The sequence below is a fragment of the Shewanella sp. ANA-3 genome (genome assembly GCF_000203935.1).
Lineage (GTDB): Bacteria > Pseudomonadota > Gammaproteobacteria > Enterobacterales > Shewanellaceae > Shewanella.
In genome coordinates this window covers 3,204,810-3,230,195 of the sequence record NC_008577.1, presented here as the reverse complement: position 1 = coordinate 3,230,195, position 25,386 = coordinate 3,204,810, and the positions used below count along the sequence as shown (strand labels likewise).

At 49.5% G+C, this 25,386-nt stretch carries 22 protein-coding genes; 9 read left to right on the top strand and 13 right to left on the bottom strand.

Annotated features, from left to right (window positions below):
• The first annotated feature begins 261 nt into the window (after positions 1–261).
• The 7 genes from agaR to SHEWANA3_RS14200 all read left to right on the top strand — a co-directional run bounded on the left by agaR (position 262) and on the right by SHEWANA3_RS14200 (position 8,491).
• Positions 262–1,047 (top strand): transcriptional repressor AgaR, encoded by a 786-nt coding sequence (agaR, locus tag SHEWANA3_RS14230; RefSeq protein ID WP_011717586.1) that lies wholly within the window; start codon positions 262–264, stop codon positions 1,045–1,047.
• Between the two features lie 12 nt (positions 1,048–1,059).
• Positions 1,060–2,430: a Gfo/Idh/MocA family oxidoreductase gene (locus SHEWANA3_RS14225; protein WP_011717585.1), complete on the top strand. Its 1,371-nt coding sequence runs from the start codon at positions 1,060–1,062 to the stop codon at positions 2,428–2,430.
• Positions 2,431–2,435: 5 nt separating this feature from the next.
• The gene (locus SHEWANA3_RS14220; protein ID WP_011717584.1) at positions 2,436–3,722 is read left to right on the top strand and encodes a class II D-tagatose-bisphosphate aldolase, non-catalytic subunit; all 1,287 of its coding nucleotides are present in this window, start codon (positions 2,436–2,438) and stop codon (positions 3,720–3,722) included.
• 7 nt (positions 3,723–3,729) lie between these two features.
• Positions 3,730–4,890, top strand: a complete 1,161-nt coding sequence (agaS, locus tag SHEWANA3_RS14215; protein ID WP_011717583.1) for a D-galactosamine-6-phosphate deaminase AgaS — start codon at positions 3,730–3,732, stop codon at positions 4,888–4,890.
• A gap of 20 nt (positions 4,891–4,910) precedes the next feature.
• Complete coding sequence (gene agaK / locus SHEWANA3_RS14210; RefSeq protein WP_011717582.1) at positions 4,911–5,837, top strand: N-acetylgalactosamine kinase AgaK; 927 nt, start codon at positions 4,911–4,913, stop codon at positions 5,835–5,837.
• Positions 5,827–7,011, top strand: coding sequence for an N-acetylgalactosamine-6-phosphate deacetylase AgaAII (agaAII, locus tag SHEWANA3_RS14205; protein WP_011717581.1), 1,185 nt, complete (start codon positions 5,827–5,829; stop codon positions 7,009–7,011). The genes agaK and agaAII overlap by 11 nt, the downstream gene beginning before the upstream one ends.
• A gap of 121 nt (positions 7,012–7,132) precedes the next feature.
• Positions 7,133–8,491 (top strand): sugar MFS transporter, encoded by a 1,359-nt coding sequence (locus SHEWANA3_RS14200; protein WP_011717580.1) that lies wholly within the window; start codon positions 7,133–7,135, stop codon positions 8,489–8,491.
• On the opposite strand, the gene SHEWANA3_RS14195 is transcribed toward SHEWANA3_RS14200, so the two are convergent.
• From SHEWANA3_RS14195 to SHEWANA3_RS14160, 8 genes are all read right to left on the bottom strand, one after another.
• Positions 8,481–8,783 carry an AzlD domain-containing protein gene (locus SHEWANA3_RS14195; protein ID WP_011623281.1) on the bottom strand — a complete coding sequence of 101 codons (303 nt, stop codon included), beginning with the start codon at positions 8,781–8,783 and terminating at the stop codon, positions 8,481–8,483. The genes SHEWANA3_RS14200 and SHEWANA3_RS14195 overlap by 11 nt on opposite strands.
• Complete coding sequence (locus SHEWANA3_RS14190; protein ID WP_244096623.1) at positions 8,780–9,475, bottom strand: AzlC family ABC transporter permease; 696 nt, start codon at positions 9,473–9,475, stop codon at positions 8,780–8,782. The genes SHEWANA3_RS14195 and SHEWANA3_RS14190 overlap by 4 nt, the downstream gene beginning before the upstream one ends.
• Positions 9,476–9,613: 138 nt before the next feature.
• Positions 9,614–10,450: an AraC family transcriptional regulator gene (locus tag SHEWANA3_RS14185; protein WP_011717578.1), complete on the bottom strand. Its 837-nt coding sequence runs from the start codon at positions 10,448–10,450 to the stop codon at positions 9,614–9,616.
• Positions 10,451–10,619: 169 nt separating this feature from the next.
• Positions 10,620–11,294 (bottom strand): Vat family streptogramin A O-acetyltransferase, encoded by a 675-nt coding sequence (locus SHEWANA3_RS14180; protein WP_011717577.1) that lies wholly within the window; start codon positions 11,292–11,294, stop codon positions 10,620–10,622.
• A gap of 106 nt (positions 11,295–11,400) precedes the next feature.
• Positions 11,401–12,294 (bottom strand): methylated-DNA--[protein]-cysteine S-methyltransferase, encoded by an 894-nt coding sequence (locus SHEWANA3_RS14175; protein WP_011717576.1) that lies wholly within the window; start codon positions 12,292–12,294, stop codon positions 11,401–11,403.
• 13 nt (positions 12,295–12,307) lie between these two features.
• Positions 12,308–13,075, bottom strand: coding sequence for an SDR family oxidoreductase (locus SHEWANA3_RS14170; RefSeq protein WP_011717575.1), 768 nt, complete (start codon positions 13,073–13,075; stop codon positions 12,308–12,310).
• A 142-nt stretch (positions 13,076–13,217) separates the two neighbouring features.
• Positions 13,218–13,592, bottom strand: a complete 375-nt coding sequence (locus SHEWANA3_RS14165; protein ID WP_041412677.1) for a hypothetical protein — start codon at positions 13,590–13,592, stop codon at positions 13,218–13,220.
• A gap of 115 nt (positions 13,593–13,707) precedes the next feature.
• The gene (locus SHEWANA3_RS14160) at positions 13,708–14,163 is read right to left on the bottom strand and encodes a nuclear transport factor 2 family protein (protein WP_011717573.1); all 456 of its coding nucleotides are present in this window, start codon (positions 14,161–14,163) and stop codon (positions 13,708–13,710) included.
• A 783-nt stretch (positions 14,164–14,946) separates the two neighbouring features.
• Between SHEWANA3_RS14160 and SHEWANA3_RS14155 the strand changes: the two genes are divergently transcribed.
• On the top strand, positions 14,947–15,843 hold the full coding sequence (locus SHEWANA3_RS14155) for a BRCT domain-containing protein (RefSeq protein WP_011717572.1): 897 nt from the start codon (positions 14,947–14,949) through the stop codon (positions 15,841–15,843).
• A 496-nt stretch (positions 15,844–16,339) separates the two neighbouring features.
• Here SHEWANA3_RS14155 and panP read toward each other — a convergent pair whose 3' ends face one another.
• From panP to SHEWANA3_RS14130, 5 genes are all read right to left on the bottom strand, one after another.
• Positions 16,340–17,989 carry a pyridoxal-dependent aspartate 1-decarboxylase PanP gene (panP, locus tag SHEWANA3_RS14150; RefSeq protein WP_011717571.1) on the bottom strand — a complete coding sequence of 550 codons (1,650 nt, stop codon included), beginning with the start codon at positions 17,987–17,989 and terminating at the stop codon, positions 16,340–16,342.
• Positions 17,990–18,231: 242 nt separating this feature from the next.
• Entirely contained in the window at positions 18,232–19,377 is a 1,146-nt protein-coding gene (locus SHEWANA3_RS14145) for a glycerate kinase (protein ID WP_011717570.1), read from the bottom strand.
• 58 nt (positions 19,378–19,435) lie between these two features.
• Positions 19,436–20,794, bottom strand: a complete 1,359-nt coding sequence (locus SHEWANA3_RS14140) for a GntP family permease (RefSeq protein WP_011717569.1) — start codon at positions 20,792–20,794, stop codon at positions 19,436–19,438.
• A gap of 270 nt (positions 20,795–21,064) precedes the next feature.
• Positions 21,065–22,063, bottom strand: coding sequence for a catalase family peroxidase (locus tag SHEWANA3_RS14135; RefSeq protein ID WP_011717568.1), 999 nt, complete (start codon positions 22,061–22,063; stop codon positions 21,065–21,067).
• Positions 22,064–22,302: 239 nt separating this feature from the next.
• A complete protein-coding gene (locus SHEWANA3_RS14130; RefSeq protein ID WP_011717567.1) occupies positions 22,303–23,535 on the bottom strand; it encodes a sugar diacid recognition domain-containing protein in 1,233 nt (410 codons plus the stop codon).
• A 232-nt stretch (positions 23,536–23,767) separates the two neighbouring features.
• On the opposite strand from SHEWANA3_RS14130, the gene SHEWANA3_RS14125 reads away from it, so the two are divergent.
• Positions 23,768–25,270 carry a M4 family metallopeptidase gene (locus tag SHEWANA3_RS14125; RefSeq protein WP_011717566.1) on the top strand — a complete coding sequence of 501 codons (1,503 nt, stop codon included), beginning with the start codon at positions 23,768–23,770 and terminating at the stop codon, positions 25,268–25,270.
• The last annotated feature ends 116 nt before the right edge of the window (positions 25,271–25,386 follow it).

Genomic DNA, 25,386 nt, shown 5'->3' with positions numbered 1-25,386 from the left:
CGCAAACCTTTCGAAGTCTTATTTATAGCGTTAAATTCTGTAATCGATCAATAAAAAAATGTAAAAATACTTTCAAAAAGTTTCACATTCATGCATGATGAAAATCAACTTATGGCAAAAAATGAAGCTAAATATGCGTAAGTTATTGTTAATTTCGTTGTTTGTTTTTGCGATGACGAAAAGTGATTTCGAAAGTGTTTGAAGGTTGCTCTTGGCGTGTTACCTTTCAATCGATAGTTAATCGAAAGAATGGAGAAGCTTGTGAGTACTTTGAACACGATAGAAAGGCAGCAGGAAATTGTGCGAATGACACAGTTACAGGGAAAGGTCTCTGTTGCCAAACTCGCAGAACACTTTGGGGTATCTGAAGTCACGATCCGCAGCGATTTAGCCATGTTGGATCAGAAGCAGTTACTGGTGCGCTCCCGCGGCGGCGCTATGGTCAACAGTGAGTTGATCCGGGAGTTATCACTCAAGGAGAAGGGCAGTTGCCATTCGGCCTTAAAGCAAGAGTTAGGTAAGGCGGCAGCGGCCTTGGTGCAAAACGGCGATCGCTTATTGCTCGACTCGGGGACGACCACCCAACAGGTGGCGGCGAACCTGATGGAGCATAAGGATCTGATCGTGATGACCAACGGCCTGAATATCGCCACCGAATTGGCTAAGGCCGATGAAGTCGAGGTGATGTTAACCGGCGGCCTGTTACGTAAAAAATCCCTGTCGTTCTACGGCAATATCGCCGAGAACAGCCTGCGGGATTACAACTTTAACAAGTTGATTTTAGGGGTAGATGGTTTCGATTTGCGGGTGGGATTAACCACTCACTTTGAAAAAGAGGCCAGCCTCAACCGAATGATGTGTGAGATAGCGAGTGAAATTATCGTTGTGACTGACTCATCAAAGTTTGATCAACAAGCATTCCACGTTATTTGCAGCAGTCGCCGTATTACGCGCCTAGTGACAGATACCGGGATCCCAGAGCGCTATGTTGATGAATTAACTAAACAAGGTGTGCAACTACACCTCATTGAGAAAGCTAATTTATAACGGGGAATTACTATGTCGGGTTTTGATCGTCGTTCGTTTTTAAAGGCTTCTATGGTAACCGCTGCGGCAACGGCCCTGGCGGCCTGTGCCAGCAGTGAACGTGCAACAGGCACAACACCTAAGGCTGCGGGTAAATCTGTAATGGGGCTGGTCGTGCCCAAAATGGATGAGGTTCGAGTAGGGTTAATCGGGGTGGGTGAGCGCGGCATCGGGTTTGTGCACCATTTCAGCCGTATCGAAGGCGCCCGCATTACCGCCATCTGTGATACCGATACCTTAGTGCTGGCCCGCGCTGAAAAAGCCATTAACGAATATGGACGTGATAAACCTGCTTATTTTAGCAAGGGCGACCATGCGTACCGCGATCTGTTAAACCGTGATGATGTCGATATCGTCGTGATTGCCACACCATGGGCCTGGCATCACCCCATGGCGAAAGAAGCCATGTTAGCGGGCAAGCATGCCTTCGTCGAAGTCCCGATGGCGGGCACGATTGAAGAGCTGTGGGATCTGGTGGATACCGCCGAGCTGACCCAACGTAACTGCATGATGATGGAAAACGTCTGTTACGGCCGTGATGAGCTGATGGTGCTCAACATGGTGCGCCAAGGGCTGTTTGGTGAACTGCTCCACGGTGAGGCGGCCTATATTCACGAACTGCGCTGGCAAATGAAGGAAATCGACCGTAAAACAGGCTCTTGGCGTACGGCTTACCATGCAAAATACAATGGTAACCTCTATCCAACCCATGGTTTAGGCCCCGTCGCCCAGTATATGAATATCAACCGCGGCGACCGTTTAGACTATTTAACCTCTGTGAGCTCTCCTTCATTAGGTCGCGCTGCCTACGCCAAACGTGAGTTCCCCGCGGATCATCAACGTAACCAACTCAAGTACATTGGTGGCGACATGAACACCAGTCTGATTAAGACGGTAAAAGGTCGCAGCATCATGGTGCAGCATGATACGACCACGCCTCGTCCTTACAGCCGCCACAACCTGATCCAAGGGACAAATGGTGTGTTTGCAGGTTTCCCTAATCGTATCGCACTGGAAAACGGTGGCTCTGGTAGTTATCACGAGTGGGATGAAAACATGGACTCATGGTACGCCAAATATGACCACCCTCTGTGGACCCGTATGGGCAAAGAGGCGGAGGAGAATGGCGGCCACGGTGGCATGGACTTCTTGATGTGCTGGCGGATGATTTACTGCCTGCGTAATGGCGAGGCACTGGATCAGGATGTGTACGACGGCGCGGCTTGGTCGGCGGTTTTCCCCTTGTCGGTGGCCTCAGTCGGTGACCGTGGTAACTCCAAGGACTTCCCAGACTTTACCCGTGGCGTCTGGCAAACCGCGAAACCCCTCGGCATTGTGGGGTAAGCGCTATGTCAGTGATTCAAACTATCATTGACGCCAATAAAGCAGGTCAGCAGGCGGGCATTTTTGCCGTCTGCTCGGCCCAGCCCTTGGTGTTACAGGCGGCGCTCTTGCAGGCAAAGGCGAATGGCACGCCCCTACTTATCGAGGCGACTGCCAACCAAGTGAATCAGTTTGGCGGTTATACCGGGATGAAACCACAGGATTTCATCGACTTCGTCACTCAAATGACCGTTGAACTTGGCCTTAATCCGTCGCAGTTACTCTTTGGTGGCGATCACTTAGGCCCCGTCGTTTGGTGCCAGCAAGCCGCCGAAGAGGCGATGCAATTAGCCGAAGACCTTATCGCCGAATATGTTAAGGCGGGATTTACCAAAATCCACCTCGACACTAGTATGGCCTGCGGCGGTGATGTGCTTCCCTTAGCGGATGAACTCATAGCTGCACGTGCGGCGCGGCTCTGTGCGGTGGCCGAAGCCCACCGTGCGCCCGAGCAAGCACTCTGTTATGTGATAGGCACCGAAGTGCCCGCGCCCGGCGGTGTGAGTGAAATGGAGGCCGAACTGGCGGTCACGCCCGTCAGTGCCATAGAACATACCTTAAATTGCCACCGCGACGCCTTTGCTGCGGCAGGGCTGGGTGAGGAGGTGTGGCAAAAGGTGATTGCGGTCGTCGTTCAGCCTGGGGTGGAGTTTGATAACAGCCAAGTGCATTTGTTTGAACCCGAGGCGACCCATGCCCAAAGCGAGTTTATTCGCGGTTATCCCAGATTAGTGTTTGAGGCGCATTCGACCGATTATCAGCTCAGCATGGGGTATCAAGCCTTAGTGCAGCAGCATTTCGCGATTTTAAAAGTGGGCCCACAGCTTACTTTCGCTCTGCGGGAAGCCTTGTTTGCCCTGTCCCATATCGAAAATGTGCTGTGCCAGCCTGAACAATGCTCGGATTTGCGTCAAAGCTGTTTTGAATTGATGCGAGATAACCCTAAGTATTGGCAAGGGTTTTATGCCGACAACGAGGCATTAAAGTGGCAACTGGGCTTTAGCTTTAGTGACCGAGTGCGTTACTACTGGCCGAGTCTGCAAAACAAGGTCGAACAGCTATTGAGCAACTTAGCCCAGAGCATTCCTCTACCGCTGATCAGCCAGTATTTACCGAACCAATATACGGCGGTGTTGGCGGGGGAACTTAAGCCCACGGCCCGTGAACTCGTGCTGCATAAAATTACCGAAGTATTGGCCGATTACGCCAATGCCTGCCAGCTTCCTGTGATGCAATCACCTTTAAAGGGATGATATTTTGATGTTAACCAGTCCTCTTTCTCCATTCGAACATGAAGATAGCAACCTGTTATTGAGTGCAGAGCAATTAACCCAATATGGCGCCTTTTGGACGGCGAAGGAAATCAGCCAGCAGCCGAAAATGTGGCGCAAAGTGAGCGAGCAGCACAGTGATAATCGCACTATTGCAGCTTGGTTAACGCCGATTCTGGCAAAGCCGCAGTTAAGGATTATCCTGACAGGAGCTGGGACGTCGGCCTATATAGGTGATGTGCTCGCGGCCCATATTCAGCAGCATTTACCTTTGGCAACCCAACAAGTCGAAGCCATCAGCACCACGGATATTGTGAGTCACCCAGAGCTGTATCTGCGAGGCAATATTCCCACGCTGCTGATTTCCTACGGCCGCTCGGGAAACAGCCCCGAGAGTATGGCGGCGGTCGAACTGGCAGAGCAATTGGTCGATGATTGTTACCATCTGGCGATCACCTGTAATGGTCAGGGAAAGCTCGCCAACTATTGCGCCGACAAATCCCACTGCTACTTGTATAAGTTGCCCGATGAAACCCACGACGTGAGTTTTGCCATGACCAGCAGCTTTACCTGTATGTACTTGGCGACATTACTGATTTTTGCGCCAAACTCTCAGGCATTGATGCAATGCATCGAGATGGCCGAGCACATCTTAACTGAGCGGTTAGCTGACATCCGTCTGCAATCCGAGCAGCCCAGCAAGCGGGTGGTTTTCCTCGGTGGCGGGCCACTTAAGGCCATCGCCCAAGAGGCGGCGCTTAAGTACCTTGAACTCACCGCTGGGCAAGTGGTGAGTGCCTTTGAGAGCCCGCTCGGGTTTCGCCACGGGCCAAAATCTTTAGTCGATAGTCATACGCAAGTGCTAGTGATGATGTCGTCGGATCCCTATACTCGTCAATATGATAACGATTTAATTCAAGAGCTTAAGCGAGATAATCAAGCATTATCTGTCTTGACGCTCTCCGAAGAACTGTTAACTGGCAGCAGTGGCCTTAACGAAGTCTGGTTGGGATTACCCTTTATTTTGTGGTGTCAAATCCTAGCCATCTATAAAGCGATTCAACTTAAAGTATCGCCAGATAATCCTTGTCCTACGGGGCAAGTTAATCGAGTTGTGCAGGGTGTCAATGTATATCCCTTTGTAAAATAAATATAAATAAGGGCAAGGGCATGTATTACGGTTTAGATATAGGTGGAACAAAGATTGAGTTAGCGATTTTTGATACTCAATTAGCGCTACAGGATAAGTGGCGTTTAAGTACTCCTGGGCAGGACTACAGTGCCTTTATGGCAACGCTGGCCGAGCAAATCGAAAAGGCGGATCAGCAATGTGGTGAGCGCGGTACCGTTGGGATTGCGCTCCCCGGGGTGGTGAAAGCCGACGGGACTGTGATTTCGAGTAATGTGCCTTGCCTTAATCAACGCCGTGTTGCCCATGATCTTGCTCAGTTGCTCAATCGGACCGTGGCAATCGGTAATGATTGCCGCTGTTTTGCCCTCTCCGAAGCGGTACTCGGAGTAGGCAGGGGCTACTCCCGCGTACTGGGGATGATTCTCGGCACGGGCACTGGCGGGGGGTTATGTATCGATGGCAAGTTGTATCTTGGTGCAAACCGACTCGCCGGAGAGTTTGGTCATCAAGGCGTGAGCGCCAATGTTGCCTGTCGACATCAACTGCCGCTCTATGTCTGTGGCTGCGGGCTTGAGGGCTGCGCCGAAACCTATGTGTCAGGCACTGGACTTGGCAGACTCTACCAAGATATCGCGGGGCAAACGGCCGATACCTTTGCATGGCTGAATGCACTTCGGTGCAACGACCCGCTCGCCATCAAAACCTTTGATACTTATATGGATATTCTCGGCAGCTTAATGGCTTCATTAGTGCTGGCGATGGACCCAGATATTATCGTGTTGGGCGGCGGATTATCCGAGGTGGAGGAAATTCTCGCTGCCTTACCCCAAGCGACCAAGGCCCATCTTTTTGATGGCGTGACGTTGCCGCAATTTAAATTGGCCGACTTTGGTTCGGCCAGTGGCGTGCGCGGCGCGGCTTTGCTCGGTCACGGGCTCGATGCGGGGATAAGCTATGAAGCCTAATACGGATTTTATGCTGATAGCCGACGGCGCTAAGGTGCTAACTCAAGGCAATCTCACAGAGCACTGCGCGATTGAGGTGTCGGATGGCATTATTTGCGGCCTTAAATCCACAATATCGGCAGAGTGGACAGCGGATAAACCACACTACCGATTGACCTCTGGCACGCTGGTGGCGGGATTTATCGATACGCAAGTCAATGGCGGTGGGGGCCTGATGTTCAATCATGTACCGACGTTGGAAACCTTAAGGTTGATGATGCAGGCCCATCGCCAGTTTGGCACCACGGCCATGCTACCTACGGTGATCACCGACGATATTGAGGTGATGCAGGCTGCGGCCGATGCGGTGGCTGAGGCGATAGATTGCCAAGTTCCCGGGATTATCGGAATTCATTTTGAAGGCCCGCATTTGTCGGTAGCAAAACGCGGCTGTCACCCTCCCGCACATTTACGCGGCATCACTGAACGCGAGTGGCTGCTGTACTTAAGGCAAGATCTCGGCGTCAGGCTTATCACTCTAGCGCCAGAATCTGTCACTCCAGAACAAATCAAACGCCTCGTGGCCTCCGGTGCCATTATCAGCCTTGGGCATTCGAATGCCGACGGTGAGACAGTCCTTAAGGCCATTGAGGCCGGCGCATCGGGTTTTACCCACCTCTACAACGGCATGTCTGCATTGACGTCCCGCGAGCCGGGCATGGTGGGCGCGGCATTTGCCAGTGAAAACACCTACTGCGGGATTATTCTCGATGGTCAACATGTGCATCCCATCTCGGCATTGGCGGCGTGGCGAGCAAAGGGAACTGAGCACCTGATGTTAGTCACCGATGCCATGTCGCCCTTAGGGAGCGATCAAACGGAATTTCAATTCTTCGATGGCAAAGTGGTACGCGAAGGGATGACGCTTAGGGATCAGCATGGCTCTTTAGCGGGCTCTGTGCTGGATATGGCAAGCGCGGTGCGTTATGCCGCCACCGAACTCAATCTTGGCCTTAGCAACGCAGTACAGATGGCGACACGCACGCCAGCCGAGTTTATTCAGCGGCCGCAATTGGGGGATATTGCCGAAGGTAAACAGGCTGATTGGGTCTGGCTGGATGATGACCAGAGAGTTTTAGCTGTCTGGATTGCAGGGGAGTTGTTGTATCAAGCCGAGCAGGCACGGTTTGCATAAGTTATCGATATATCAATTAAAACAATAACTAAAGCGGCATTTATTTGGGTGAGCTAAGTACTCAACCCATGGCCCATTCAACAAGCAAAATAACAATAAACTAATAACAAAAGGTGAAACGATGAAATTCACGTCCGACAGTACCCAAGCCACGGCCTCGCCGCAGGGCAGTTTTATTCCTATGTTATTGATAGGGATTTTATTTTTTGTGTTTGGCTTTGTGACTTGGCTCAATGGTGCCTTGATCCCATTTTTAAAAATCGCCTGTCAGTTGAATGAGTTTGAAGCCTATTTAGTCACCTTTGTGTTTTACATTGCTTATTTTGTGATGGCGCTGCCAACTTCATCCATCCTCACGCGTCTTGGCTATAAGATGGGCATGACCTTAGGTTTAGGGATTATGGCGGCTGGCGCGGGCTTGTTTATTGTGGCGGCTTTGGTCGGCCATTTTGCGACCTTCCTCTTGGCGTTATTTGTGTTGGGCACAGGCTTAACCTTGCTGCAAACGGCGGCCAATCCTTACATTGTCTGTATTGGCCCACGGGAAAGTGCGGCAATGCGGATAAGTTTAATGGGGATAGTGAATAAGGGCGCGGGCTTTATTGTGCCAATCATCTTCACGGCCTGGATTTTAACGGGCATGGAACCTTACAGTGAAACGGCATTGGCCAGCCTGTCCGAGGCGCAGCGCCAATTGGCGTTAACGGAATTAGCCAATCGTTTAGTACACCCCTATTTAATGATGATGCTTGTACTTTTGGGGTTGATGGCCTTTGTGTGGTTTTCACCGCTGCCAGAGCCCGAATTAGGAGAGCGAGTCGAGCGTACTCAAACCGATTGGAAGGCTATTCTACAATATCCGCAGGTGATCTTAGGGGCACTGACACTCTTCTGTTATGTGGGCGCCGAGGTGATTGCTGGTGATAGCATAGGACTATTCAGTCAGGGACTGGGGGTTGCGCACTTTGGCATGATGACCTCCTACACCATGGGATTTATGGTACTGGGCTATGTGCTCGGAATCCTGCTGATCCCAAGATGGATCAGCCAGCAAACAGCATTAGTGGGCTCGGCTATCGCGGGCTTGTTATTTACCCTCGGGGTCTTGCTCAGCGACAGTCAAAGCCAAGCTTTGTCTGAGCTGTTACTCGGTTGGTTAGGCGTGTTACCCGTGCCCGATCCCGTGCTTTACTTAGCCCTACTTGGGTTAGCAAACGCCTTGGTATGGCCTGCGGTGTGGCCATTAGCCCTTGAAGGGCTCGGGCGCTTAACAGCCACCGCATCGGCGTTACTGATCATGGGAATTGCGGGCGGTGCGATTCTGCCACTGCTCTATGGCTACATCGCCCATAGTCAAGGTGACAGCCAAATGGCGTACTTCTTACTATTACCTTGTTACGGCTTAATTTTTTACTACGCCATTTGGGGCCATAAGCTAACGGCCAAAGTGGCCTCAAGCATTGCGATGGTTAATGAATAGCAAAGAAAAGCCCCATGCTCAGCACTGTGGTTAATAGGGTATTACGCGTGACAAATGCTAATACCGTTGCGACCACAGCGCATATCAAGTAGCTGTTATCTAAGCTTAAATCGAGTTTTCCCTCCTGCACAAATACGATTGGTGCAAAGATGGCCGTGAGTACGGCGGGCGCCGAATAACTCAAAAAGGTCTGAGTGTTTTTACTCAGCCTTAGCGGCAGTTTGGGTTCGAGCAGTAAATGCCGACTGATAAACACCACTGCCGCCATTGAAAAAATCATTAACCAGATCATAGTGTTTCCTCAGCTTGGGTGGCAGTCGTGTCGGTTTTGGGGGCTGGCTTATCTTCACCCGTGACTTTGGCATAGAGCACGCCAGCGCTCATTCCCGAGAGGGCGGCAATTAACAGTCCCGCCTGAATATCCAGTACGGCGCATACCACAGCTAAGGTGAGCGAAACCAGCACACAGACTAAGATGGACGGCTTTTTCACTGTGGGGACTACGAGGGCAATAAAAGTCGCGGCAATGGCAAAGTCGAGTCCTAATTCGCCCAAGTTATCGATAGCATTGCCGGCAATAATGCCGAGCAGGGTGGCGAGGTTCCAGCCGAGGTAAAAACTCAGACCTCCGCCCAGCGCGTACCAAGGATCGAACTTATGCAGCTTGCCTTGGTTGGCGATGGCAAAGAGTTCATCGGTCAATAAAAAGCCCAGAGTGAGGCGCCATTTTAGTGGTAAGGGGCTGATTTGGCTGCGCATCGCCATGGCGTACAGCAAGTGACGTGAAGTGATCAGCAAAGTCGTGATTAAAATGCTCCACAGACCAATCCCCGCTTTAACCATACCAAGCGCGACCAATTGTGCGGCGCCCGCAAAAATAATCGCCGACATGGCCTGACTTTCTATTGGTGTCAGTCCGACCTCAATCGCGAACGAGCCTGCGAGGATCCCCCAAGGCACCACGGCAATAGTGAGTGGCAACATGGCGAGTGTGCCTTTGAAAAACGCCTTGGTCTTACTGGATGAATGGGTGTGGACAATATACGGCTCTGACACTCTGACTCCTCACTACGGCTGGGATAAAAAGAATATAAGGGGTTAAGGCTAACGTAAAATCAGGGTTTAAGCTTGGATAATATTGCGGCCAATCCCCTTGGCAAATTGCCCTGGAGTGAGTCCGACAGTCTTTTTAAAATGGCGGTTTAAATGACTTTGATCATGAAAGCCGCATTCCATGGCAACATCCAGCAGCTTAATCCCTTGGCCGATTTTCTGTTTTGCCAGTCTGACTCTGGCCTGAGTTTGATAGGCGTGGGGCGGCAGACCATAACAACGTTGAAACTGTCTGAGCAAATAATAGGGGCTTAATCCCGCGAGTGTGGCCAACTCTTCGAGGGAGATATCGGCCGCGGGATGATCGTCAATAAAGGATTTCACCAAGGCTAATGCGGGTTTAGCGTTTGCCCCCAAGTGTTCACAAGGATAATTTCGGCCATGGCGCGCCATAAGTTGCGTCAGGCTCGAATAGACCAGACTTTCACGCAGTAACCGATTGTCCGAGGTATCTAAGGTGCTAAAGGTGAGGCGCAGCAATTCGGCAAGCTCGGGATCCTGCACTACGGGTTGTGGGAAATAGGGCGCGCCGCGAGTTGAAGTGAACTCTTGGGTAATATTGGCAAATTGGGCGGGGACGGGATACATGGCTCGATAGGACCAGCCGTCCTCGGTGGCGCTACAGCCATTATGTACTTCGTCGGCATTGACAAGAATAATACTGTGCTTTGGCGCCACATGGTTGCCACCGGTGCGATAAAAACGCTGAGCGCCCGTTTCAATCACGCCAACCGTGTAACCTTCGTGGGTATGGCGACTAAAATTTTGCTTATGGTAGTGAGCATTAAGTAGCTCAAGGCCGCCCAGTTCATTGGCGATGTGGTAGGCCGCATGTTCAGTGTTCATTCGGCCTCCTTTATCGACTGGATGAATGGGCAAGTTGGTTTATCAAGACCAAGGCGTTTAACGCTTGTTTTGCCAGATAGTAACCCAGAACGCCTCGACACTTTTGTACAAAATTGCGCTTTGCCGTGTTTTTGGGGAAGTTCTGTGCGTTGTTTTCTGCCGCCAACGCTTAGGGCCGCGTGTGTATCCCATCGGCCAAGCGGGCTAATTGGCTAAGATCGGCGCCCACAATGGCAGGTAAATGCTCGCTGATTTTCTCAATTGGCCAGTCCCACCACGCAATGGCGAGTAATGTGTCTATTACCTCGGGATCAAATCGCAATTTAATCACAGTCGCGGGGTTACCGCCGACGATGGCATAGGGTGGCACATCCTTAGTGACTACGGCTTGGCTGGCGATAATGGCGCCGTGGCCGACGTTGACGCCGGGCATAATGGTGGCGTTATAACCTATCCACACATCATGGCCAATGCGGGTGTCGCCCTTAAAGGGTAAATCCTCGGGCTTAGGTGTTGCCTTCTCCCAGCCATTGCCGAAGATGTAAAAGGGATAAGTGGAAAAGCCCGATACTTGGTGATTGGCGCCATTCATAATGAATTTAACGTCCCGTGCAATGGCACAAAATTTACCGATAATCAGCTTATCGCCAATAAAGTCAAAGTGATAAAGCACGTTTGACTCGAAACGCTCTGGCCCTGCTGGGTCGTCGTAATAGGTGTAATCGCCGACGATAATGTTGTCGCGGCTAATAAAGTTCTTCAGAAAACCCACCTGAGGGAATCCTTTTAAGGGGGATTTGTCATTCGGGTTAGGTCCCAGTTGGGATGGGGAATGCGTCGGCATGTTTGCCTCCCTTATTATTCAATGGCTAAGAATTGGGTTGTAGCGCCGTTAAGAGTCGCGCACAGTTAATAACAGGAAAGCCCAGTTACACCTGCTGGTGGATCTTTTACTCACAATAGGCCGCTTCCCTTGCCAATATGGCATGTTTACGGGTTTCACCCCAGCGGTAACCGCCAAGTTCACCACTTTGGCGTAGCACTCTATGGCAGGGGATAAGTAATGCCACCGGATTGGCACCAATCGCCGTACCGACGGCGCGTGAGGCCTTAGGTTTACCAATGGCCTTGGCAATATCACCGTAGGAGGCGACCTCTCCCTTAGGTAAATTCAGCAGAGCGCGCCACACATTAAGTTGAAAGTTAGTGCCTTTTACCCAGAGTGATAACGGGGCAGGCTCGCCTTGCTGAATTGCCTGAGTATTAGGTGCTGTTAAATTCAGCGCTGCGGCACTCGAACCCGCAAAGTACTGGCTAAAGAGGTGATCAATTAAGCTTGCCGTTTGCGCCGTGTCCTCATAAATGGTGGCCTGACTCCAGCTTTGCTTTAAACGTTCCAATGGCGATGGAATTTGCTGCATATCGACAAAATCAAACTGGCAAATGCCCCGTGCCGTTTGGGCGATAAAGGCCAAACCGAAGGGCGTGGAATGATAGCCATAGGCAATGCTGATCCCTAAACCCTGCTGGCGATATTCAAAGGGGGTGACCGCCTCGAGTTGTACAAAATGATCGTATAAGCGCGAGCCACTGCTCAGGCCTAACTCATAACTGGCACTCAAGGTCGAGTGGGACGGCTGCTGCAATAACTGTTTAGCCCGCTCAAGAGTCAAGGCCTGCAAATAACGTTTGGGAGTGATCCCCGCCCAGCGACTAAAGAGCCGCTGAAAATGGTATTCACTTAAATGGACGTGCGCCGCAATCTCGGCCAGTGAGGGTTGATGACCCACATGCTGACGAATAAAGTCAATGGCACGCGCAATTCGCTCGTAATCTTGGGTCATCGTTATCCATTCCCTAGGTTTTACAGATGGACACACCACCATCGACCAATAAGGCTATCCCTGTGGTAAAACTGGCCGCATCGGAGGCAAGATATAGCGCCGATTGGGCGATTTCCGCGGGATCTGCGAGGCGCTTGAGGGCATGAAGATTCTTCACAAAGGCCATGGCCTCCGGGGTATTAGCAAACTCCCGCCCCATGGGTGTATCTGTGCCGCCTGGCAAGAGCGCATTGACCCTAATCCCGCGCGCACCGTACTCAACGGCCAAGGATTGGGTTAAGCCAATCATCCCCGCTTTACTCGCCGCATAGGCCGCCGTTTGCGGAAAGCCTATGGTATAGCCAACAAAGGAAGATGTAAAAATAATCGACCCTGCGCCACGTTTAAGCATTTGTGGTAATTGATATTTTGCCGCTAAAAATGCACTGGTAAGGTTAGTTGTAAGGGTGTTTTCCCATTCGGCTCGGCTGAGCGCATCCGAATCCACGCCTAACTCACCATTAATGCCGACATTATTAAAGGCGATATCCAATCCACCATACTGCTCGACGGCAAGCGCCACTAAATCACTGGCATACACCTCGTCGGTCACATCGCCGGCCAGATAAATCGCTTCACCGCCTTGAGTGATGATCTCATCCACCAATGAGGCCAATATGGCGCCGCGGCGCGCGCCCAGCACCAGTTTTGCGCCTTCACGGGCAAAGCGTTTTGCGGTGGCATAACCAATCCCCGAACTTGCCCCTGTAATGATTGCGACCTTTCCCTGTAACACTGCCATAGATATGTCTCCATTAATTGCCTCGGCCAATATGCGCCGATAGAGACATAGTGAAGGGTTAGGGCAGGTTACTCGACCCGAATCTTGCGCTTTTACATTCGGCGCTAAAGTCGTGGAAGTTGGAGCTGAATATCACTCAGTTTTAGGCGATGCCAGCAGCATAAATCAGTAGCAAAGAGAGCGGGACGGAAACAACACCGATTAAGCGAAATTGATTCTTAAACGCTTGGGCTGACCATAGGGCAAATTTACGATGCTTACTTGGCGGCGTGCATGCCAAGCCTATTCCCACACAGAGTAAGACAATGCCTATCGCAAAAAAGAGCGCTGGAAATCGGGTGTCGGCGCAATATTGGATAAAAATCACACCCGCAATAATTCGGCTAACCACTTCAACAATATGGAAGTAGGGCTGCTCGCTAAATGCGATAATGCCATCCGCGAACGCCGCAGGCCTAATGACCATTACAAGGCTAAAGAACAGCATCAATAGGCCAAAAGCCGCAATAAAGTACATCGCCATTCCTTGTCTTGTGAGGTGTATTAACACCTTTATTCAATGGCTTAATCGATACTGTTCACCGCAATAGCTTTAAGCCTGTATCGATTTCCCCTCTTTAATCGCACAAGCCTTACCAGAGCTCTTTTACAAGGGATATTTTGCCATCGGTAAAGCCAAATAAGACGAGCAGGGGCTGCTCTTGCTGCCATTGTCCATCGGGTTGAATGCTGCCGTGGGCATATTCGACGGCGACATGGTTTTTACCCACAATGTAATTTAATACCCGCTGCTCCTTCGGCTGTTGATAGGCGCCCCGAGCAATATTGCGGATAAAGGCACTGCGCCAACTGGCCCTATCAAAATTAGCGCCATATTCGAGATGGATATAATTCACATTGGGATGCAGTAATCCCAGAAAATCATCGACATCTTGTTCGCTAGAACCCGATTGGCTGACCTTATCTAAGGCTTTAAAGTAGGCATGAATTTGCGGTAATTGGCACTCAGCATCACAGGTTTGGCTCGCGTTTGCTGATGGACTCAGCAGACAGCAGAGGGTGAGCAATATCGACAAATAGTATTTCATCGCAACTCCTTTGCATTGGTTATAAAAATGTCTAAATGTTGATTTTGGCTAGATTACTCTGACGTGGCATAAAAAACAAAACAAGGCCGTGGGGCTTCCCCCGCCCCGAATCCCATTAAGCCTTTGGTATGGCAGATGGTCTGTTACTCACAATTAGGGCATGCCAAGAATTTAACAATGGGTGTTTTGTTAAATCTTGCTTAGTTAATTTATTTAAGAGCAAAGTCAAAGTCGTGGGGCTTCACCCCACACCCGACCAAGGAGGACTGCTCGTCCTATCCTCCTTGGATGCTCCAAGACGCCCCAACGGAGTTGAAAGCCCCTTGGGCATTAAGCGTCCTTATGCTATCGCGTCAGACGCTCGTCCCTGATTCGACTGACGCTATCTCGGCATCCATGCCTCGCTCACGCAACGAACGCAAATGCCCTGCGGCAACTCCGAGGGGAGGTGTATTCTGTTACTTCGGAGTTAACTATTAATCCCAAAAGATTCAAGCATGTCCTGACTTTTTGTTAAGCCTTTGGTATTGCCTGACTGTCTGTTATTTGCAATTAGGGCATTCCAAGAATTTAACAATGTGTGTTTTATTAAATCTCTGATTATTTTAAGTAGTTTATTAGTCGTTATTAAGTAACTATCAATCGTCACTTCACATTAATCATCTTCAATAAAACCATTTGACTAGAACAGGTTGATGAAAAACGAAAAGTGCATTATGTTTTTGATTTAAATAGGATGGTTAGCTGTATTTCAACTCAACGACTATGTAATAGGGATATATTATGAGAGATGAAAACCCGCTACTCGACAAAGATGGTCAACCCTACAGTCGAGTGAACTTTAAGCACAATAAACAAAAAGCTTTATGTTCGTTAAAAGGTGTTTTGACCGGTGTAATTTGCGATCAAAAGCTGAAGCCCTCTGAGTTGCTATACCTTGAGTCGTGGCTTAACGACAATGAGTTTTTACAGGATGACGCAGATACTGCGGACTTACTCGATGCTATTGGTGATGTGCTAAACGATGGGATGATTACTGATGAGGAACATGAAGATATTTTCTGTTTGCTTGAAGATGTTATCGCTTATAAAACGTTAGATGACTCTAAGTGTAAAGATCATATGAATGTTCTTATCGGCATTTTAAAAGGTATTACAGCCGATGCCGATATTAATGATGCTGAAGTTTTGTTTTTTAAAAAATGGCTTAGTGAAAACCCCGATATTGCTAATATTTGGCCTGTTCCAAAATTAACTGAAAAACTTGATCAAATTCTTCTAGATGGAGTGATTACAAGTGAAGAGCGAAAAGATCTATACCAATTAGTCACAATGCTCATTGGCAATGACTTTAGCGAAACAGGTGATGCAGCAGACTCTCCTACCCAGAGCTTCGATAACATCATGAATATTACCCATAAGGATAAATGTTTTTGTTTTACTGGTAAGTTTAAACAATTAAAACGAGTACAACTTGAAGATAAAGCAAAAAGTTTGGGCGCGGTAATAGCCAAGAAAATCCCTACGTTATCGACTGACTATGTAGTCGTAGGCTCTTTGTCTAGTCGAGATTGGTTGTATTCAAGTCATGGTCTAAAAATACAACATGCTAAGAAGATGCAGGAAAGTGGCCACCATATTAGTATTATTTCTGAAGATCAGTGGCTAGCATCACTCTAGTTTTAAAAGGAGGCTATGGTTAATAAACATAAGAAATTTATGAGAAAAGGCGGCCAAGTTAACCAAAGTCGTAGTTTTGGGTTTGCTTTTAATTGTGTTGATTGAAAAAGTAAAGACACCATGCCCCATAGTTGCTCTTTATCCATAACTTCTGTTTGCTGTGGTTAAAATGGTAGCGATATTACTAGGCTATTCGTGCTTTTAGATACTGAGGATTTCGTCGAAATTAATTAAGGCGAATTCGATTGCGGACGTGACCTTCGATGATATGGATATCATCGCAGAGCCGCCATGGATGGCTTTACGGCGTGTCACGGAAGCAATGGAATTCGGCGTGTCCGTGACGAGATCAGAAGTGCTTTGAAAAGCCTTATATTTTTAACCTAACCTTCTTTCATCCCAGCTTTGCAAACAAAAACAGCCGCAAATATTTGCGGCTGTTTGTGATTAACACTCTGTATTTGAGTGAGATTTAAAGCTTGCACTAAATCACTCGCTATTCATTGGCCATAGCTAATAGTGCAGGTAAGAACTCTTTATCCAATGCGGCAATTTCGCCTTGCTCGATAAGCACTCGATTAAGGATCTCATGGCTAGTCAAAGGATTAGCTAATACGACGCGAAACACCACTGTGGGTTGTCTAAAGTAGCGCGCGGGTTGAATGCGGGTACGGGAGACAAAGGATTTGCCCTGTTCGCGTTGATGTTTTTGAATAAATTGGGTTAGGCCATCGAGCAGCTCATTAAAGCGAGCGAGTTTCACCTTATCGCCTTGGTCTATCGCCACTTGCATGGCGGCCTGCACCTCCGCGGGTACATAACGATAGGTGAGCAGGCACAGCTCTGGCGCGGTGACTAGCTCAAAGTCAGGGTGTGCGTCGATTTGTTCGGCAAAATAACGGGCTTTTTCAAGGCTGTTGTTGATCAGGATTTCGTAACCATCGCGGCCAATAATCTGCAAACAGGCATGCACTAACATGGCCATGCCGGGGCGTGAGCCTTCGAGCGTTTGGCTGCCTAAATCCTTAGAGCCTCGGCGCAGGATATATTCGGCGTGGTGGGCAATGGCATGGGCAAACTCAGGATTTTTAAACAGCACCATACCCGCGCCCATGGGGACATACATTTGCTTATGAGCATCGATGGTGACTGAGTCTGCCAGTTCAATACCATCGAGTAAGTGACGGTATTTATTGGATAATAAGCTTGCGCCGCCCCAAGCCGCATCTACATGGAAGTGGCAGTTTAACTCACTTGCTAAGGCGGCAAGTTCGCGCAGTGGGTCGATATTGCCCGTCTCGGTTGTGCCTGCTACCCCAACAATCGCCATGACTTTGATGCGTTTATTCGCCAGTTCGGCGGCAACTTCGCGCATTTTGGCAACGTCGACTTTGTTATTGCCATCGGTTGGGATGCTGATGATATTGTCGCGACCGATACCGAGCAGATCGACGGCCTTACCTAAGGAGTAGTGGCCGCGCTCGGAGACCAGAATTGCTAAATCATCGAAGCCATAGTGGCGCAGCGCCTTGATTAAGCCTTCGCGGGTCACGCCTTTAAAGTCGCCATCGGCCTTGAGTAATTGGTTGCGGGCAATCCACAGGGCGGTGATGTTAGCCACTGTGCCGCCGGAGCAAAATGCGCCGAGGGAATGGTTGGCACTGTGCATCCAATTACGATAAAAATCATCATCTTGAGCGTAAATCAAATGGTGCATCATGCCGAGCACTTGACGCTCAAGCGGCGTAAAGGCTTTGGAGGTTTCAATTTTGACCAAGTTTTGATTCAGCCCCACCATCATCTTCGACAGTGGTAACACGAAATAGGGCAGCGCCGAGGTCATATGGCCGATAAAACTGGGCGCCGCCGTATGCACCGAATGTGCCACCAGATTTTGCATGATTTCGTCGGTATAGTCGGAGACAAAACGTGGCTGGCTTGGAATTTCAAAGGCTTGAAAATCGGTTTCGATTTCGGAGAGCGGCTTTTCCAGCGCGGCAATGCTGTCACCCAAAAAGCCGGCTAAGTCCTCGGAAAGCTTCTGCTCGATGATGCTTAAGGTGGATTCCGCATCTTCGGGCACAGTGAAAATTCGCATCAAACTGTCTTCGGATGCGATGGCTTGGCGAGGGAGTTTTTGGGTCATGGGGCTTGCCGTCTATTAATTCTTATAGTGAAACCGCAAAGGTGATTAAGAGTATAACCAAATACATGGCGCTTAAACCCGTTTACGGATTACCAAAAAGGGAGCTCACTTTACTGCAAGGCCTTTTAGGCATCAAGCACTAAAATACCGCTTAAGTCAGTGCTTGGGTTACAGAATAAACAAAGGCGCTATGAATAGCGCCTTGGGTGTATGTCGTGAGCTATCACAACACTAAGGTAAAGTTAGCGCTTGCCCAGCATCAAGACGGCGCCAATATTACGGGCAGTATTGGTCAGATTGGTTTTGGCATTCGCCAGTACATCGTCCAGTGGACTTAAGTGTGGAATGATGGGGAAAATCGCCGCCATACCTTGCTCAAGCACGGCATTGGCATTGTCGCCAAGACAACCCGCAACCCCGATAGTCGGAATATTTTGCAGCTGCGCTTGCTTTAAGACGCCCATCGGGGTTTTGCCAAAGATGGTCTGGCCATCGATTCGGCCTTCGCCCGTGATAACAAGATCCGCGCCGCGAATTTTGTCTGCTAGTCCTACTGTTTGCATCACAATCTCAACTCCGGGTTTAAGCTCGGCGCCTAAAAAGGCCATAACGCCAAGTCCCATTCCGCCTGCTGCGCCCGCGCCAGCTTGGTTGCGGTGATCGGTGACACCACTTTGGGCGATCACATCGGCATAGTGACTTAGTGCAGCATCTAAGGTGCTCACCATCTCGGATGTTGCGCCTTTTTGCGGACCAAATATGGCAGAAGCGCCACGCTCGCCGCACAGCGGATTATCGACATCGCAGGCCACTTCAAAGGTGCATTCTTTCAGTAGTGGATGGGCGTGGCTTATATCGATACTGGCAAGCTGAGACAGCGCCGCGCCGCCCGCGCTTAAGGTTTTACCTTGTTTATCCAGCAGTAAAATATCCAGCGCTTGGGCCATACCTGCGCCGCCATCATTAGTCGCACTGCCGCCTAAGCCTAAAATAATGTGCTTTATCCCGCGATTGAGCGCATCACAAATCAGCTCGCCCGTACCATAACTGGTGGTGAGCAGCGGATTACGCAGATCCCTTGGTACATGGTGTAAACCCGAGGCGGAGGCCATTTCAATCACAGCAATCGTGCCTTTGGCTTGCTGGCCTAAAATGCCGTAATGGGCTTTGACTTTATGGCCGAGTGGCCCCATGACCTCTAAATTGACAATGCTGCCGCCAGTGGCATCGACCATAGATTGCACAGTGCCTTCGCCGCCATCGGCGACGGGGATTTTTACAATCTCACAGTCTGGGATCACTTGTGTTAAGCCTTGTTCGATCGCATTAGCCACATCGAGTGCGCTTAAGCTCTCTTTAAAGGAATCGGGGGCGATAACTATCTTCATTCAAAATCCTACAGCTTTTTGGGCGCACGGATGCGCCCAAGGATGAGAAAAGTGCGGCTTAGAGCAGCACTAAGCTTAGTACATACACGGTCAGCATTGCGGTGACGCCTTGGATAAGGGTCGCCATGGTTTGTGCTTTATAGGCTTGTTTAACGCTCATGCGGCTAAATTGAGTCACCACCCAGAAGAAGCTGTCGTTGGCGTGGGAGACTGTCATGGCGCCAGCACCAATGGCCATCACGGTTAGCACGCGTCCCATATCGCTACCAAGGCCAATATCGCCCAGCATTGGCGCGACTAGAGCCGAGGTGGCCACTAGGGCGACGGTGGATGAACCTTGAGCCGATTTCAGCGCGGCGGCGACGATAAAGGGCATAAAGATACCCACTCCTAGCGCCGACAGTGAGCTACCGAGGAAGTCACCGATAGGCGTGGCTTTTAACACGGCGCCAAAGGCACCACCGGCACCAGTGATCAAAATAATCGGTGCTGCGGCAACGAGGCCTTGGCTGATGCGCTCGCTAAACTCGGCAATCTTGTTATCGCTTTTCAGTAACAGTAGTGACAGGAAAAGACCGATAAGCAGGGCGTTAACGGGTTGACCAAGGAAGACTAACAGGCTGAATAGACCTTCTTTGCCGAGTGGTGCAGACGGGAAGTTGGCGATAGAGCCTAAGCAAATTAATAGGATAGGCACAAAAATCGGTGCAAATGCTTTTAATGGGCTAGGGAGAGTGCCATAGCTTTGTTTTAAGGCTTCAAAATCAGCAGCTTGAGCTTTGAGTTCTTCTGCGCCTTCGCCATCGGGTTCAACACTGGCAAAACGGTTCGCCCAGAACATCCCCGCGAGCGCGGCAACGGCTGCAACCAATAAACCGACACCAATCACTAGGCCTAAGTTGGACTCTAGCCCTAAGTTACCCGCCGCGGCGATAGGGCCTGGTGTGGGGGGCACAAAGGTGTGAGTGGCATAAAGACCTGTGGCTAACGCTACGCTCATGGACACGCTCGAGACCTTCATGCGGTTGGCCATGGATTGTTTAAGCGAGTTTAAAATCACGAAACCCGAGTCACAAAACACCGGAATCGACACTAAATAACCGATGATGGACATAGTGAGTGTGGGGAAGCGTTTGCCCAAGACTTTGATCACCACGTCCGCCATGGTAATGGCGGCGCCGCTCTTTTCGAGGATGATACCGATAATGGTACCTAACACGATCACCAGACCGATATAGCCGAGGATATTACCAAAGCCAGTGGTGATGGTTTTGGCAATATCGCCACTCGGTAAACCGTAGGCGAAGGCGGCGATAAAGGCGGCCAGAATTAAGGTTAAAAACGGATGGAGCTTAAATTTTGAGGTCGCGATAACAATAAATGCAATCACGCCGATGAGGATGAGCACTAAGTTCATAGGTTGTCCCGTTCAGTCTTGGCTGAAGTTCTTAAGTGGTTTTGGCTGTTTTTGTAGGGCGCAGTCTTTATTTAACCCCAAGTCAAATAAAGGTTGCTTTAAGGTCAGCCTATTATTGAACACTGTAAACTGAATAGCTTTGGGTAAATCGACGGAATTACGGGCCGAATTGGCCATTATTTTGTGCGTGCGCACAAAATAATGGCCGTGAATTCGAATGTAATGCTAAAAATATTGTTTTGCTCACGCGAACCGCACCGCGAGCCGTGCTTATTGACGACGGATAAAGGACTCCACATATGCCGCGGTGCGGGCATTGAGAATTGGGTCATCCGACGCTGCTATGCCTTTGGGGAGCAGCAGAGGGTTAAAAATGCTTCTATCGCATTGTTGTACTTGAGGATCGCTGTCGCGCTTGCCATCAATCACCACTTGGCCGACGAGAATGCGCTGGCGGTCTTCGGGCCAGAGCACTGTCGGGTTATTAATCTCATCGCCTTGTTCCGCTAACTGAATATACAGATCCCACTTGGCGGGTTGAGACTGAATTCGCTTGAGTAACTCGGGCTTGAGAAAGTCATCATCGAGCTGTGCCAATGCTTGCGGAGTGAGTGCTTGCGTGTCCGCTACGGGTTCAAAAATCCATTTACCCGCAATGCTGTTATTTTGCTTATCGGTAAACAGAAAACTGTTCACCCCAAAGTACTGGCTATTGGCAAAACTCGGGCTCGGCGGCAATTGTTTTAGATAGTCGAAAAAGGCTTTGGCGTCGGGCTTATTATCGATAAGCCATTGCTTACCTTCGGCGCCTTGTTTGGTTTTAGTTTGGAACAGATAAAAATCCTCAAGGTTACTGGCAAAGAAGACTGGCACATTGGTGGTGACAAAGTTCAGGTTTTCCCGCTCTCCATCAATTTTCAATGACATAAAGCGCCCAGGAGTCTTATCGGACAGCTTAGGATTGGTGCCGCCGAGGGAAAAACGGGCGGTCACTTTAATGGGATTTTGATTAAAAAAGGGAATGTTGAGTGAATCGTGTAATTGGGGATTGGGGGCAAAGTAGCCCGAGGTACAAAACCCTTTTGTATGATTGCGCAGTTTCACTTTTTTACCCGCCTCGCGACTCGCTGCATCTGGCGTGCCGTTCACTGCATCCACTAATTCGGGAATGGTACGCTCCGCCGCACTGGCAAGTGGGGCGACAAACACTGAGCCGACCATTAGGCAAGCGGTGGCGAGTGAGCTGAGTTTGGCATGATATGGCTGCATGGGGTTTCCTTCCTTAAGCAATTTAACCGTATGGGTGTCTTGTGCATTTATAGGAAAGGACGAGGCGAAATTATCTTTCACTCATTGTGTGAATATCTGATCAGCGTACGGCAGAGTTCAGCCTAGACTGCTGGATTAAGCCTGAGTTTGTGTGAGTGATAATTACTCGCTAATTTAAATTAATTCATTGAGTTAAAGCCTGCTGATGTTGAGTTTTACTCTAGCGATGATATGGGGTTCTACTCGAGTCGGTAATTTGAGGTATCTATCAACTGCCCAAGATAAAGACTTAACAATCCGTGGAGAGAATGGATATCACTCTTGGTGAGTTGCTGAATTTTATCTAACCGATACCTTAGGGTATTTCGGTGAATAAACAATGCATTAGCACATTGCTGGGCATCACCAAAGTGAGTGATATAGGCGGCTAAAGTCTTACGTAGCTGGCCATTTTTATCGGCCTTGGCTAGCTGTTGGTAGGGGCTGGCCAGCGCCTGACCACGCCAATCATGCTTGAGTCCCGATAACAGCACTTGCAAGGAGTAGTCTTCAAACAGGTATTTTGTGCCCTCGGGGTTAAGCTGTTTGCCTAAGTTTAAGGTTTCCTGCGCGGTTTGGTAGGAGCGGGCAATGCCGCCTTTTTCAGGGAAAAAATGCCCAAGGGCTATTTTAAAATGTAAATCCATCTGTGCCGGTAAGCGCTGCAGCAGTTTATCGATACGCTGGTTTTCAAGCTCGGGATCCCATTGTTTACCATCCAGAAAGGCGGGTTTTAAGATCACCAGTTGCGACATAGAGGTCATGGCAATCAAGTTGCCGCGATCGGGGTTTTGCAGCAAATGCAGCACTTGCTTGAGGATTTCGCTGACTCTGGGGTTACGCTCGTCTGCATTTTGCTCGCTCTGGACTAATGACGAAAACGCGGCGGATGTGTGTTGGGTAGGCGCGGATTGTTTTTCACTGACTTCAATAATGGCGGCCACTCGCGGCAGACTGATATCGATGTCGAGTTGCTTGGCCCAGCGATGCAATTGTTCATCGTCATCGGTTTGCGCCTTAATCAACTGCAGAATAAATTCCTCACGCTGGCGATTTTCCCACTGCTGCTGATCCTGCTGGTTGGCTTGCTCGACAATCATCTCGGCGGTCATTTTGAGCAGCTCGCCGTAGTGGGTTAACTCGGCCGGATCGCCAGTAATACCAATCACCCCAATAATTTGCCCTTGATAATGCAGGGGTAAGTTGATGCCGGGTTTGACGCCATATAAGCCAGAGGCCACTTCTTCACTCAGTTCCACATTGCGGTTTTGGGCGATGGCAAGCAGCGCGCCCTCGTGGGTCGAGCCAATACGTTTGGGATCGCCCGAACCTAAGATCACGCCCTGACCATTCATCACATTGATATTGTGCCCAATGATTTTCATGGTGCGACTCACAATTTGTTTAGCGATGTGTTGATCCAAAACGTACATAACTCACCTTAGTTTTCAAACGATTGAGAAAGGGGCTGGCGCAAGCGGCAATCTGGTTAGGGTAATGGCAAATAAGAGAAAAGGGCAGGTGTTTTTTAATCTTCTATACTGAGAATTGAACCTAACTCTCGTTAACTTTGTTTTAACAAGTGAGAAGGGTGCAGATTGAAGCCAAATTTTGTTCCCTTAAGTGTCATTGGTTCCTCTGTGGCCTATGGCAAAGGATATCGCGATGAAAGTTTATCTCTTACCTTCAGCAGTGGCGGTCTGTATTGCGGCGAGTCTTCAGGCGCAAGCAGTCGAAATCAAAGTGAATCACGGGCAATCCCTCTCGGCAGCGGCTGGGTTAAGCCAACAACACAGCTTTAAAGCGATCAAAACGGTCACGTTTAATAAAGGTCAAACCAAAACAAAAGCGTTGCAATATTTTAATGGCGTACTCGTATATGGGCATCATCTGGTGGTGAGTAACGATGATAGCGAGCAGAGTGCGATTGGGGATGTGGCACAAATTGCGGATGATTTTTCGGTAGAGGCAGGGATTTCTCAAGGGCAGGCGATTGCGGCTTTGAATCGGTTATATCCAGGTTCGGCGGCAACGGGAAAAAAGGATGTTGAGCTAGTGATCCTGATGCAGGACGATACCCCGAGGTTAGTGTATCGGGTGTCCTATTTAAGCGACCAAACGGATGCACTGTCTCGGCCAACGGGCTTTGTCGATGCGCAAACTGGCGAGGTGCTTGAGCATTGGAATGAAATCATGACCGCCAAAAATAACGTCGGTAAACCCGGTAGTGGTGGAGGTGGTTCAGGTGGCAGTAGCAATCCCTTTGATGCAACTGGCCCTGGCGGCAATGCCAAAATCGGGGATTACTATTACGGCAGTGATTACGGTTTTCTTAAGGTGAGTGAGTCTAATGGTACATGCACTATGACCAACGCCAACGTGAAAACCGTGAACATGGCGAACTCGACCCGCCGTGGCTCGGTGTTCACCTTTACTTGCCCAGAGAACACTTATCAGACGGTCAATGGCGCTTATTCGCCTTTAAATGATGCCCACTATTTCGGTGGCGTTATTTTTAATATGTATAAGGATTGGTATAACACAGCGCCGTTAACCTTTCAGTTAGAGATGCGGGTGCATTATGGCCGTAACTATGAAAATGCCTTCTGGGATGGCTCTGCCATGTCCTTCGGTGACGGTGCCAGTTACTTCTATCCCCTCGTGAGTTTGGATGTTTCCGCCCATGAAGTGAGCCACGGTTTTACCGAGCAAAACTCAGGCTTAAATTACAGTGGCCAGTCCGGCGGTATCAATGAGGCGTTTTCGGATATTGCCGGTGAAGCGGCCGAGTTCTACATGCGTGGCAGTAACGACTGGAAAGTGGGTTACGACATAGTTAAAGGTAATGGCGCACTGCGTTATATGGATAATCCGACTAAGGATGGCCGCTCAATCGACAATGCCGCCAACTACACTAGTTCCATGGATGTGCATTACTCCTCAGGGGTGTTTAACAAAGCCTTTTATACGCTGGCGACTAAGAATGGTTGGGATACCCGCAAGGCGTTCGATGTGTTTGTGTTAGCGAACCAGCTTTATTGGACACCGACCTCGACCTTTAACAAAGCGGCCTGCGGGGTTCAGCAGGCGGCGAGTGCCAAAGGTTCTGGTTATCCAGTGGCGGATGTGGCTGCGGCATTTTTAGCGGTAGGGGTTATCTGCCAGTAATCTGGTTATTAGTGCAGCGATTTGATGACAATTAAGCCGTAAGCCTAAAACCGTTTCTAAGTTCCAGTTTCCAAGTTCTAATTTCGAAGCCCCTTAATGGGGCTTTTTATTGGGAT

Coding starts and splice junctions, on each gene's coding strand:
- SHEWANA3_RS14125 (WP_011717566.1), top strand. CDS start 23,768: ATGAAAGTTTATCTCTTACCTTCAGCAGTGGCGGTCTGTATTGCGGCG.
- SHEWANA3_RS14155 (WP_011717572.1), top strand. CDS start 14,947: ATGAGAGATGAAAACCCGCTACTCGACAAAGATGGTCAACCCTACAGT.
- SHEWANA3_RS14175 (WP_011717576.1), bottom strand. CDS start 12,294: ATGACCCAAGATTACGAGCGAATTGCGCGTGCCATTGACTTTATTCGT.
- SHEWANA3_RS14220 (WP_011717584.1), top strand. CDS start 2,436: ATGTCAGTGATTCAAACTATCATTGACGCCAATAAAGCAGGTCAGCAG.
- SHEWANA3_RS14165 (WP_041412677.1), bottom strand. CDS start 13,592: ATGTACTTTATTGCGGCTTTTGGCCTATTGATGCTGTTCTTTAGCCTT.
- SHEWANA3_RS14180 (WP_011717577.1), bottom strand. CDS start 11,294: ATGCCGACGCATTCCCCATCCCAACTGGGACCTAACCCGAATGACAAA.
- agaS (WP_011717583.1), top strand. CDS start 3,730: ATGTTAACCAGTCCTCTTTCTCCATTCGAACATGAAGATAGCAACCTG.
- SHEWANA3_RS14130 (WP_011717567.1), bottom strand. CDS start 23,535: ATGTACGTTTTGGATCAACACATCGCTAAACAAATTGTGAGTCGCACC.
- SHEWANA3_RS14200 (WP_011717580.1), top strand. CDS start 7,133: ATGAAATTCACGTCCGACAGTACCCAAGCCACGGCCTCGCCGCAGGGC.
- panP (WP_011717571.1), bottom strand. CDS start 17,989: ATGACCCAAAAACTCCCTCGCCAAGCCATCGCATCCGAAGACAGTTTG.
- SHEWANA3_RS14140 (WP_011717569.1), bottom strand. CDS start 20,794: ATGAACTTAGTGCTCATCCTCATCGGCGTGATTGCATTTATTGTTATC.
- agaAII (WP_011717581.1), top strand. CDS start 5,827: ATGAAGCCTAATACGGATTTTATGCTGATAGCCGACGGCGCTAAGGTG.
- agaK (WP_011717582.1), top strand. CDS start 4,911: ATGTATTACGGTTTAGATATAGGTGGAACAAAGATTGAGTTAGCGATT.
- SHEWANA3_RS14160 (WP_011717573.1), bottom strand. CDS start 14,163: ATGAAATACTATTTGTCGATATTGCTCACCCTCTGCTGTCTGCTGAGT.
- SHEWANA3_RS14185 (WP_011717578.1), bottom strand. CDS start 10,450: ATGAACACTGAACATGCGGCCTACCACATCGCCAATGAACTGGGCGGC.
- SHEWANA3_RS14225 (WP_011717585.1), top strand. CDS start 1,060: ATGTCGGGTTTTGATCGTCGTTCGTTTTTAAAGGCTTCTATGGTAACC.
- SHEWANA3_RS14195 (WP_011623281.1), bottom strand. CDS start 8,783: ATGATCTGGTTAATGATTTTTTCAATGGCGGCAGTGGTGTTTATCAGT.
- SHEWANA3_RS14170 (WP_011717575.1), bottom strand. CDS start 13,075: ATGGCAGTGTTACAGGGAAAGGTCGCAATCATTACAGGGGCAAGTTCG.
- SHEWANA3_RS14145 (WP_011717570.1), bottom strand. CDS start 19,377: ATGAAGATAGTTATCGCCCCCGATTCCTTTAAAGAGAGCTTAAGCGCA.
- SHEWANA3_RS14190 (WP_244096623.1), bottom strand. CDS start 9,475: ATGTTGCCACTCACTATTGCCGTGGTGCCTTGGGGGATCCTCGCAGGC.
- SHEWANA3_RS14135 (WP_011717568.1), bottom strand. CDS start 22,063: ATGCAGCCATATCATGCCAAACTCAGCTCACTCGCCACCGCTTGCCTA.